The following is an 11,907-nucleotide window of genomic DNA, read 5'->3' on the forward strand; positions in this document are numbered from 1 at the left end:
TTATCTCCCGAACGGTTTTCATTCCGGTTAGCGGCTCTTGACGGTGTCTGCACCCTCGACCCGCATCACTCCCCGCATGATGCTCCAGTGGCCGGGAAAAGTACAGATAAAGGGATAATCACCAGGTTTGGCTGGCGCGGTGAATTCAAGGGTATACGACTCACCCGGGTTGACCAAAATACTGGACGCCAACACCTCCGGCAGTTGCGGAACGTAGTGTTTCTCCACACTTTTCGGGTCCTGCGCCATCTTGTCGGCGGCTTTCCCCACCTTCTCGGCGGTGCCGGGTTTGCAGATCACCAGGTTGTGTTGCATGATGTCGGGGTTTTCGAGCGTCAGCACCACGGGTTGCCCGGCGCGAACCGTAAACTGTTTCGTGTCATACTTCATCTGCTCTTCCACCACCTTGATGGTCAAAACCGTAGCCTTGTCGGAAATGATTTTCTTCGGCGTGGCCGGGCGGGCTTCGCCGGTTGGTTTGCGAACTTCAAGGGTGGCGTTCTGCACATTACCCATAAAATCAAAAGAGGATTTTATGTCGTAAGCACCAGCGTAGGCCCCCATCGAGCTTTCATCGACAAAGTCGCGCTGTACCCGAATACTACCCGTCAGCGGTTTGGTAAATAGTGAGGGAGCCTTGCCCCTGGCGGCTTCCTGCCCGTTTACGAACAACAGCATTTCGCCGTCGTTCACCAACCGGCCTTCAAATTCAAAATTGTCGGGCAGCGGTTCCGTGGTGCTGGTCGCATATACCTGCCCGTTTTGCTTCACCACCATCGTCAGGCGACGGTCTTTCACATACAGTCCGTAGCCCCCTTCCTGACCACCATGTCCGACAATGAAGCCCTCCATCGGGCGGTTTCCTTTAGCCGCCGATCCTTTCAGAATAATCTCCTTGCCCGTCACATCGGGGGGCAGGGTGATAACCGCCCGTCGTTGCAGCGTGTACACCTCTTTGTTGATGCCCGCCAGCAACCGGCCGACCAGGGCGTTCTCTGCGCCTTTGGAGTTAGCCCTGGCCGCTTCGGCCAGAAAACCGTCGCGGTGAACTGCCGCTGCGGCAAACAAGGCGCGGCCAATCCACTCATCGCTATCGTTTTCGGGACGGAGAGCCGCCCGGTAGAGGGCGGCTCCGACGGTTTCGGAAGGAGGCAACGGCACCAGCGCCAGCATGGCCGCCAGCCTGACATTCAGGCTGGCGTCGTCCAGCAAACCCACTTTCTGGATAATATCCAGGGTTTGGGCTGTGGCAGGCAGCACCTCGACGGCGGCTTTCCGCACACCGGCGGCCTGGTGGGTCAGGGCTTTGGAAGCAGCCTGAATCGCTTCGGCGTTCGAACCCGTCAAAACGCCCAATCCGTGCAGCGTCCACAAGGCGTGAACGGCGGGGCTGTTCAGGCCGATTTCGTCTACTGCGGGATTGGCGATGATTTTATAGAGTTCAGGCAGCAGGCTGGTGTTTTTCGACTCCACAATCAACCGCTGTCCGTTCATCCGCCAGAACATATTGTCACTTTTAAGGGCTGCAATCAGGCCTGCCGGTTCATTTTTCGACAAGGTGATGGGCTGGTACGGTTTTGCTTTCTTGTAAACGATGCGGTAAACGCGCCCAAAATTGATGTCGCGAAGCGGGCTATCGAAGGCGTTACCCTGCCCGCGTGGCTGCTCCTTGAACGGCAGTACCATCTCCGACGGCGCCTGCCGCTCCACAAAGACGTTGTGCTGAATAATGAAGTTGTACCAGTCGGCCACCCACAAAGCCCCGTCGGGCCCAACCTCGGCGTGAACGGGGCCAACCCACTCGTCCGAACTGGCGAGCATATTCCAGCCATCGTGTTCGGCAAAACCGGCTCCTTTCGGTTCGATGATGGCGTTGTGAATCAGCCGAACGGTCGGTTCACACACAAACGCCACCCGGTTCCAGTACGACTTCGGAAAACTGCGGGCGGTGTAAAAATGGTGTCCGGCGGCCGAGGTAAAGCCCCCCACCACATCCACCTGCCGCAGATTCGGCGTCAGGGTGTGCGAATCGTAATGCCCGTCGATTTTTTGGACGGACAGCACCGTTGAGCCGGGCAGGTTACGCTGCATGTAGCGGGCGGGCATCGAATAGAACGCGCTGTGGGTGTTGTTGGCGGTGGAAATAAACACGTTATTATCCTCCGTTAGCCCCAGTCCCCAGGTATTGTTGCTCGTATTGGCCAGAAAGTCAAAACCGGTTCCGTCGGGATTGACGTTGTAGACGCCGGTTCTGAAATTCAGATTTTTCCCGTCGCGGGTCGTGCCGGAAAAACCGGAGCCCACCACGCCCCAAATCTTGTTGTTAAAACCGTATTGCAGGTTCGAGGGGCCAAAATGCGTGTCATTTTTATCCCACCCGGTCATGATGTTCTCCCGCACATCCGCTTTGTCGTCCCCGTTGGTATCTTTCAGAAAAACGAAGTGCGGAGCCATCGAAACCACCACGCCACCGTTGGCAAACACCATGCTCGTGGGAATATTCAGCTTGTCGGCAAAAATGGTGAACTTGTCGGCCCGCCCGTCGCCGTTGGTGTCTTCGCAAATTTTGATCCGGTCGTTGGCGGCTCCGTCGGTTTCCAGAAAGGTGTTCGGGTAATCGACCGACTCCACAATCCAGAGCCGCCCGCGTTCGTCCCACGCCATGGCAATGGGATTCGTAATGTCGGGTTCGGCGGCAAACAACTGAATGTCGAAATCGGCCGGCACCTGCATCAGTTTTTTGGAATCGTCGGGCTTCAGCGCCACCTGCATGGCCGGAACACGGTGCCGTTTGGTGTAGTCCGCAATGGCAATGTTGGCCGACTCATAGATGTCCACGTTCGGAATGGCCAATTTGGCAATCTGTTTGGTTACCGGCTCCCCAAGGGCCCACAACACGCCCCGGTTGACCAGTTCGCGAAAACCGGGATTGGTCCAGGTGCTGTCGTTATGGCCATAAGCGGTATAAAAAACCCGCCCTTTTCCCTGCTTCCGGACCCAGGTGTACGGCTCCTGCCGGTCTCCTTCCTGCCGGGTTGTCAGCACGGTCATGTCGGGATTGAGCCGCTGGTGTATGTAGGTTTCGTCCCAGGAGGTGGTAAACGGCACCAACCCCTGCATCACCGGGTGGTTTTTGGCCACGATGGTTGTCGTTATCGCCCCCGCCTTGTGCGACTTGAACTGCCCCCCGATGGTGTTGATGTACCAATCCGAATTTTTGAAACAGCCCGAAGCCGAATGCAGGGGAATGAGCCCTTTCCCCCCCTCCACAAACGCCTTCAAAGCCGCTTCCTGTGCGGGCGGCAGGCTGTCGTGGTTGGCATAGATCACCAGGCCATCGTATTTGGCCAGATTTTCGGTGTTGAGGTCGTTGACATTAACCGTATAGGTCAGATTGACGCCTTTTTTGAAAAGGGAAATGGCGAGCCAGGGCGCATATTTCCCCGAATCGTGATGCTTGCTCCGATGGCCCAGAAAAAGCACTTCGCCCCGGCGGGCGGTTTTTTCAGTAGTAGAACGACTCTGTTCCGATCCGTTTGTTTGTCCGGACTGGGCAGTTCTCGTGCAGCCCTGATGCAGCACGAAGGCCAGCAACAGGATAAAAATTGATACTTTCATAGACCAAGAATTGAGCGATTAGTTCGGGGTTTCGAGCCAGACCTGCTGGGTGAAGGCCCCATTGATGGCAGCATCCCAGACTTCGACCCGCACCCACGTACGGTTTTTGAGATTTGTGTCGAACCGGTATGCTTTTTTGTCGAAGGGCAAGGTGTTTGTTAAGTCGATGCGTTCGCGATACACCTGTTTGCCGTCGCCGGAAATGATTTCGGCAAACGACAGCGGGAAGGTCCAGTTTACGTTCAGGTTGATCGTTGCTTTTCCACTGGTCGGTAAGGTCAGCGTTTCGCCTGCCCCTTTGCCATTGACCGTAAAAGCGGGCAGCATGACTTCCCCAGTAGTCACGAAAAACTTCCCCTGTTTCATGACGTCCAGAACCGGTTGCCAGCCCGCGCTGTAGTCGGGCAGCTTGTCCATCTGCATATAATTGACGTTCAGGTGGGCATAGGTTTCGTTTTCGGGTTCCATCGTAAAAATATCCGATTCCGCGATGGCGTGTTTTTTGTAACCCCAGTTCGAGTAATCGTCCAGCAAATCCAGCACCCGGCGACTCAGTCTCGGTTCCGATAAATCAGCAGGAATATTCTTCCAGGCCGCTCCGAAGAAATGGTCGGACTTAAAAAAAGCTTCTTCCTTGTATTTGTCCGGATACCCCGTCGAGCCTTTGGTGCGGGCGTGGGCCGTCCAGGCCAGGCCATTTTCAGCTTCCAGCAGCTTCAGCATATCGTGCTTGTCGGCAATGCGGTAAACCTTTCCGTATTTGGGGTCTTCGGTAACAAAAGGCATGTCGGGCTTGCGCGACATAATCCAGTACACATCCTTCGGAAAAAAAGACAGCCAGTGTCCCCCGAAAAAATTATTGGGCTCTTCGCCGGGCAGTAACAGAAAGTCCTTGTCCGACAATCGTTTGCATTGTTCGTGCAGCGCTTTCAGTTCCCGTAGCCGCAGGCTATCGGGGCCTTTCGGGTGGCCGGGGCCGTGAAATTCCGCCAGGTGAACAATGTCAACCCCGTGGTCCTTGAACACCTTCACGAAGTTGGGGTTTTCCGGAATGGGCTTACCCGCCAGCACCACCTTCATCGTAAATTCATTGTGAAAGTGGCTCGACATCGTTTTGTAGCCCGGCACCACCGGATACTTGTCGTTGTGCGTGAACCGCTTCACCTCGGCCAGCGTTTCGGTGGGTTTGTCCGTACTGAGCAGGCAGAAAAAGTTGAGCCGTTGCTGGGTGCCGGGGGGCGCGTTCACCCAGGGAACCCACCGCCGGTCGCCCATCAAATCCTGCCGGATGCCGATGCCAAATTCCGGAACCAGACTCCGGTACCCGGTGCCATACCACGTAAAATCGAGGTTGTAGGCTTCGTCCAGCGGGTAGAAATATTGGTGCGGAGCCGGAAAAACCGCCAGCGTTCCGTTGGGACCATTGCCCATGATGGTCCGGTATTTAACCGCCTGGGCCTTATTCGGAACGGACAGGTCGACCGGAATGGACTGCATTTTATTATCCGTATCCGACCAGTCCAATGACGTCCAGCCGCTGCCGGTTTTGCTCACCAGACCCGCATCGTAGAGAATGGCGGTCGAGTCGACCTGCGTCGCCATCACAGCCGCCACGTTGAACAGCGGACTGCCCTGATACACGGTAATTTCGATGGCGCCTTTGAACGATGCGGCCGCGACTTCGCCAATTCGCAGCACGGTTCGGGAGCCAATGGTGCTGACGCTGGCCGACCGTTTCGCCAGTTCAACGGCGTAGGCTTTGTGCGGCAACCGGTTGGTTTTATCGAAAAAAATGTTCCAGCCGTTCTGTGAAACTAAATCCCGCTTGCCCACCGTGAGCACAAAAGCCGGGTTCAGGTCGGTGGCTATTTCACTAAACTTCCCGACTTTCGAAAGTTGAATATGGCTAAAAAGGGGCTTGTCCGCGACCAGGTTAATCACCAGCCGTCCTTTCTCTTTACCCGAAGCGGGCCAGGTCACCACCAGGTCATTCCCCTGCTGCGAAACCGTTGTGGGGCCACTTTTGGTAAATTTCGACAAATCGACCGGCACCTGAGCGTGAGCCACTGCGCCCATTAAGGCAAACAGGAAAAGAAAGTATTTCATTGAATCGAGGCTAAGTACTTAGTTAAAAATAGTTTAGCGTTTAGAGACTGTTCAAAAATCTTATTCTCTCTCTTTCGGATTTGCCCCCAACCCCCTGAAGGGGGCTAAAACATCCGGATCAGAAGCCCCCTTCAGGGGGTTGGGGGCGGCATAGAAAGTATGATTTATAATTTTTGGACAATCTCTATCCATAAACTAAAAACGATTAACGATTTACTCTGTATACGTTGTTGGTGCTTATCCGAACACTAAGCACAAAGGTTCAGGCGATTCCGAACCTTTGCCGCTTAGTAGGCATTACTAACCAACCTATTACAAAGTTATTTTCTGTACCGGCGTATAGATCATGTCTTCTACACCCGTAATTTTCAAGCCAATGCGGGCGAACACGTACCCTTGTGACGGAACCAGCGCGGGCAGTTCACCCGTGGTCAGGGTCACATTGGCCAGATCCTTGATGTCGGCTCCGGCCAGGTCGGCTTTGTTCAGGCTATTGCCCGCATCGACAAACTGGGTTTTGTTGACGTACAACGAAACCCGCTCGACGGTCTTGCCATTGGCCGCATCGGTAATCACTTTTTCGAGGGAAACAGTACCGGTTATTTTCCGGGCATTGTTCGAAATTTTCGGGTTTCGAAGCATGTAATAAGGCATCACCTCAATGTCCATCGTTTTGCTGCCCTGAATCTTGATGTCCAGACTATCCGGCGTATTAGCGGCTGTGCGTTTCCAGAGAAACGGTCCCTGTCCGTTGGGGACAATCAGTTTGTAGTCGCCGTCGAAAAGCAGCGACGAGAAGGTGCCGTCCTGTTTGATCGGTATCCGGATCGAACTGCGGTTGTTATACGCTTTCTGCCAGAGTTCCAGAAAAACCGGAAAATCGGAGTTGTTGGCCACCGCAACGTTGGCGCTTTGAATCAGCAGGGGTTCACCCTGATAAACCAGCCGCCCTTCGAACGTAGATTTGGGTGGTTCAAAATTATCTAATTCGCACCCGGTCAGACCGACCAGGAGCAGAAGGAAGAGGTAAATGATGGAGATTTTCATGGCTTTAAGAATGTCGCGGAGCGGAGCGAAATACCAGGCGGTATTTCGCTCGTTCGCCCATTCGCTTATTGGTTAGGGTTACGGACAATCGTAGGGTTATTATTGATAATGGCATCCGTGATTCGCGAGTAGTAATTGCCCAATCGGAAAACGTGGCTTTGCGTTACCCGGCCCGACAGCACCTTCCGGAACACCCATTTATTGTGGTTGGCCCCACCGGGATTATACACTTTATACGGCCAGAGGCTGTAGACCCGCGTGCTGGGTTCGGTGGCCTTGCCGGGCTGGGTAGTCAGGTCGGAGTTGCTGCCGTCCCAGACGACATGGGCAAGGCGCCACCGCTTCATATCCCAAAGGAGGTGGTTTTCGTAGGCCAGCTCCACTTTGCGCTCGTGAACGATCCGGTCGAACGTGACTTCGCCCGGGGTAAGTGCCTTGGTTAAACCGGCCCGGTCGCGCACCAGTTTCAGATAGCCGGCTGCCACCGCACTCTGCCCCAGTTCAAAAGCGGCTTCGGCGGCATTGAGCAGCACTTCGGCGTAGCGATACCGCACGTTCCAGACCTCGCTCTGTGTTCCAATCTGGCCCGAACCCGTTACGGGATCGTTGTATTTCCGCATGTAAAAACCGCCCTGCGCCGAGCCATCGTAGCCTTCGATGGGTCCTGACAAACCCACCACCTGCACCGAAACCCCATTGACCGGCTTAAGCTGGCCCAATTGGTCGCCCGACAGAATGCTGCCATTGGCCAACACCAGCCCGGCGAAGATGTCGATAGGCCGATTTTTGAAGATCGCCCCCGGCACCAGCACCGTTCCCTGCAAACGCGGGTCGCGGTCGGCGAAGAGGTCTTCGGGCTTATCGTAGTAAATATAGTCATTTGGGGTGCCCTTGTTGATGGCCAAAGGCGCAAACGAGTTGTCTAATTTTTCGAACGACTGCACCAGGTTGAGCGACGGGTTCAGACGGCCCCCGCGTTCGCCTTCTTCGGTGATGGCGCGGGGCTGATTGTCGAGCGCAAAGCTGTGAATCTTACCACTTTGCAGCTTGTAATCTTCGACGAAAATGACCTCCGGGTTATTGGCCTTGTCCAGAAAAATATTGGCAAAATTGGTGGAGAGGTCGGGGGCTTTCTGATAGAGTGAATACTGCCCGGAGGTGATCAACTCCTGAGCCGACGTCAGGGCGGTTTGGAAATAGGCAGTTGCCTTGGTCGCCGGAATGCCCACTTCGCCGTTCGGCAGCGAAACCGTTGGCGTATTGACCCCGTATTTAGCGATGGAACCGGCGTAGAGCGCAGCCCGGACTTTCGAAGCCAGAGCCAGCCCGTAGGTAGCGCGGGATTTTTCATTGGGGGTTTTCGGCAGAATCGATTTGATAGCCTCAAGCTCGCTGATCACGAAATCATATACCTCCGATTCTTTGGCGCGGGGTTTACGGAGGTAACTCGCATCACCGCTGTAATCGTAGGTCAGCGACTCGGTAACCAACGGCACACCACCCATCCGTTTCACTAACTCAAAATACGCATTGGCCCGCAGAAACCGGCCTTCGGCTGCGAACCGAGCCTTGTCAGCCGCACTCAGCCGGGTAGCAGCATTGACCCGCTCGATGAACAGGTTGATTTCGCGGATATAGCCATAGTCCCACAGGCTCCAGTCGTCGTAGCTGTATTCCCGGTTTTGGTGCCGCCCGTAGTCGCCCGAGGCAAAAGCTTCATCGAAGCTGGCCATGATTCCGAAGTTAGCGGGTTCGACCAGGTCGGGAATGCGGTTATACAGATCCGTTGCCGCCGACAACACCAGCCGGGGGTCACTATAGACCTCATCGACCAGCAGAATATTGGTGGACTTAATATTCAGGAATTCAGCATCATCCTTGCAGCCCGTCGTTAACGAAAAGAGCGCGACGAGCGATAAAATAGTTTTCTTCATGGCGGGGTCGGTTTAGAAGCTCAGGTTCACTCCAAAATTGAACAGTTTGGTTTGCGGGTATTGCAGCCCGTTTTCGTCCTGCACTTCGGGGTCGATGCCGTAGGGGCGGGTGTTGTCGATGGAGAAAAGGTTGTAGGTGTTCACAAACAGCCGGGCCTTCTGGATCTTCACTTTCTGGGTCAGCAGCGCCGGCAGGGTATAGCCCAGTTCCATCGTCCGGTTGCGGAGGTAACTGATATTCAGGAGCCACCAGGTCGAATTTTTATTGATGTTGCTGTGTCCGGTATCATTGTAACGAAGGGGAATTTCGGAACCGGCAATCCACGGACTATCCGGGTTGAGCGGATCGGCCCGGCGCCAGCGGTCATCGAACAGCAGGCGCGGCACATTCCCGGTGTTCTGGTAGGCGTTGCGCTGCTCAAACTGCCGGTTGATGGCCATCATCGTGCCGCCGGAGAAATCCATTGCAAAATCAAAGCCTTTGTATTGCAGGGTGAAGTTCAATCCACCCGACAGAATCGGTGTGTTGTTGATGCCGTAGCCAATGGGCCGTTCGTCGCGGCTGTTAATGACGCCGTCGTTGTTCTGATCGCGGTAAATCAAATCGCCCGGAATCATGGTCCGGTTGCCCTGTCCGTCGTTGTTGACCACGTAATTGTTGATCTCTTCCTGCGACTGAAACTGACCGACGGCTTCATATCCCCAGAAAATATTGCTCCAGCGGTTTTCCAGCGATTCGCGGTATTCGAGCAGCGAGTTGCCGTAGCGCGGATTGTAGGGACTCAGGAACCGGTTTCGGGCGTAGGAAATGTTGGCACCGATGGTGAACCGGACGCCCCGGATGTCGCCGTTATACACCAGCGAGGCTTCGCCACCAACCACGGCATCGCGCTCCAGGTTCTCCTGCGGCAGGGCGTAGCCCAGTTCGCTGGGCACAAACACGTCGCTCTTCACGGCAGGCAACCCGTCGCGCACCCGCCGGAAATAATCGAGCGTACCTGTGATTTTGTTGTTCAACAGCGAGAAATCCACCCCGATGTCGGTCACTTTGGCCTTCAGCCACGAAATCCGGTCGAAAGCAATCCCCCGGTCGCGGGCCGCAACGGTCGTTGTTCCCGACATGATGCCCACACCGGTGTTGTAGTTGTAGCCGGGATTGTAGGCAAAGGCGTCGAGGTCAGCGTTGTTGGGCCGGACGTTATCATCACCCAGCATCCCGTAAGAAGCTCTCAGTTTGAGGTCATTCAGGAAGGCCCCGTCGTTGGTCCATTCCTTAAAGAAGGGTTCCTCGGTAATTCGCCAGGCCATGGAAACCGATGGGAAGGTACCCCAGCGTTTGGTGGGGGAGAATTTCCAGGAAGCATCGCGCCGGGCGGCCACTTCCAGGAAGTATTTGTCGGCGTATCCATAATTCACCCGGCCGATGTAACCGACTCTGGCCTGCGTGAAGTCGGCATCATTGTAGGCGACAATGTCGGCAAACTGCATCACGGGCAGCGAATTGGTTTTGGGCACGGTACGAGCCTCTACATTCCGTTCGCGCTTCTTGAGCCGCTCGGTCAGGGCAATGGCGTTGATGGAGTGCTTGCCAAAGGTGTTGGTATACAGAAGCTGCAACTGCCCGATATTTTCGTCAATCTTGTTTACCACCCGCTGCCGGTACGGATTCTGGCTGCCACCCGTCCGGTTATATTGCTGGGTGCTTGGATTGTAGGTGTAGGTGTCGTAGGTATACTCAAATACCTCGCGTTGCGAATCCCGGAACATGTACGAATACAATCCCTTGACTGACAAGCCTTTGATGGGTGTCTGGTATTCAACAGTAGCCTGGGGGGTTATCGATGAATAGACTTCTTTGAGAAAACCCGACCGCGCGTAGTTGAGGTAGCCCCAGTTGGAGGCCGGATTGCTGATCGTATTGATGTAATCGGGGTTATCGTTGGCGTAGGGGCGCTCGCCGGGCCGGTTGCGGAGAATGGCAAACTTGGGCGCCACATAATCGTCGCCACCCGGCACACCCGGATTTTCGCGGGTTTCCTGCCGCCCGGCAATCGTCAGTCCGACTTTAATCCGGTCCGTAACCCGGACGTCGATGTTCGACTGAATATTGGACCGGTTAAATATGAACTCACGGCCCATCACCGAATTCTGGTCCAGGCGGGTAGCGGAGATGTAATAATTAATCCGGTCCGAGCCGCCACTGGCGCTCAGGTTGATGTTCGACTGGGGCGAGTTGGGCTGAATAATGAAATCATACCAGTCGAAGCTCTGGTACCCGTATTCGGTACCGGCTTTATACTTGTCTAATTCAGCCTGGGTGATGGCCGTGGTACCATTGCGGTTTACCTCAGCTTCGGCTTTGCCCAGGTTCCAATCGTAGGCGTTTACAACCGTCGGGAAACGGGTCCAGTTCTGAAAACCGTAGTAAGCATCCAGGTTGATGGTGCTTTTTTGCCCAACGACCCCACGCTTGGTGGTCACGATAATCACGCCATTGGCCGCCCGTGAGCCGTAGATGGAAGCGGAGGCATCTTTCAGTACGGTGATGGTTTCGACGTCGTTCGGCGAGAGGTTGTCGAACTGGGTTTTATCTTTCGGCACCCCATCGATGATGAACAGGGGATTGCCACCCATGTTCCGGATCTGAATGTTGGCAGAGGCTCCCGGCCGACCGTCGGCTTGACGGAACTGCACGCCCGGAATCTTACCGGCCAGTGTTCCGGTTACGGTAGCCGCATGAACCCGCCCCACATCACGCGACGTCACGGACGAAATGGCTCCCGTAATCGATTCTTTTTTCTGGGTACCATACCCCACGACGACAACCTCCTGCAATCCTTTGGAATCAGGGTCGATGGTTACGTTCAGCGTGGACTGATTCCCGATGGGTACTTCTTTCGACAGGTAACCAATAAACGAGACAACCAGCGTGCCGCTCGTCTGGTCGGCCGGAATCGGGAGGCTGTACATCCCCTCGGCGTTGGCGGAAGTACCGGTTGTGGTACCTTTCAACAGAACGGTAGCTCCCGGCAGCACCTCCCCTTTGTCGCCCGTAATCTTTCCTGTCAGGGTACGTTGCTGCGCCAGCGCAGGAATCCCGATCAGAAGAAGCAGCAAGAACCCAGGCAGGCAAATTGCCTTCATGATGGAAATGTTCTTCATAGAAATGAATTTAATTAGAAGATTATGTGAGGAATAGGCA

General features: G+C 55.0%; 5 protein-coding genes. All 5 read right to left on the reverse strand.

Translation table 11 applies throughout. From position 1 onward, the window contains the following. Positions 1 to 27: 27 nt before the first annotated feature. On the reverse strand, positions 28 to 3,618 hold the full coding sequence (locus DUE52_RS06315; protein WP_114405127.1) for a PVC-type heme-binding CxxCH protein: 3,591 nt from the start codon (positions 3,616 to 3,618) through the stop codon (positions 28 to 30). An 18-nt stretch (positions 3,619 to 3,636) separates the two neighbouring features. Beyond that, positions 3,637 to 5,724 carry a CehA/McbA family metallohydrolase domain-containing protein gene (locus DUE52_RS06320; RefSeq protein WP_114405128.1) on the reverse strand — a complete coding sequence of 696 codons (2,088 nt, stop codon included), beginning with the start codon at positions 5,722 to 5,724 and terminating at the stop codon, positions 3,637 to 3,639. A gap of 312 nt (positions 5,725 to 6,036) precedes the next feature. Next, positions 6,037 to 6,771, reverse strand: coding sequence for a DUF3823 domain-containing protein (locus DUE52_RS06325; RefSeq protein ID WP_114405129.1), 735 nt, complete (start codon positions 6,769 to 6,771; stop codon positions 6,037 to 6,039). A gap of 65 nt (positions 6,772 to 6,836) precedes the next feature. Further along, positions 6,837 to 8,705, reverse strand: coding sequence for a RagB/SusD family nutrient uptake outer membrane protein (locus DUE52_RS06330; RefSeq protein ID WP_114405130.1), 1,869 nt, complete (start codon positions 8,703 to 8,705; stop codon positions 6,837 to 6,839). A gap of 12 nt (positions 8,706 to 8,717) precedes the next feature. After that, a complete protein-coding gene (locus DUE52_RS06335; protein WP_114405131.1) occupies positions 8,718 to 11,867 on the reverse strand; it encodes a SusC/RagA family TonB-linked outer membrane protein in 3,150 nt (1,049 codons plus the stop codon). Positions 11,868 to 11,907 lie beyond the last annotated feature (40 nt).

It is taken from the genome of Larkinella punicea (assembly GCF_003334855.1).
GTDB classification, from domain to species: domain Bacteria; phylum Bacteroidota; class Bacteroidia; order Cytophagales; family Spirosomataceae; genus Larkinella; species Larkinella punicea.

What these genes read in the sequence shown, in the direction of transcription:
- DUE52_RS06315 (WP_114405127.1), bottom strand. Translation starts at nt 3,618, where the DNA reads ATGAAAGTATCAATTTTTATCCTGTTGCTGGCCTTCGTGCTGCATCAG.
- DUE52_RS06320 (WP_114405128.1), bottom strand. Translation starts at nt 5,724, where the DNA reads ATGAAATACTTTCTTTTCCTGTTTGCCTTAATGGGCGCAGTGGCTCAC.
- DUE52_RS06325 (WP_114405129.1), bottom strand. Translation starts at nt 6,771, where the DNA reads ATGAAAATCTCCATCATTTACCTCTTCCTTCTGCTCCTGGTCGGTCTG.
- DUE52_RS06330 (WP_114405130.1), bottom strand. Translation starts at nt 8,705, where the DNA reads ATGAAGAAAACTATTTTATCGCTCGTCGCGCTCTTTTCGTTAACGACG.
- DUE52_RS06335 (WP_114405131.1), bottom strand. Translation starts at nt 11,867, where the DNA reads ATGAAGAACATTTCCATCATGAAGGCAATTTGCCTGCCTGGGTTCTTG.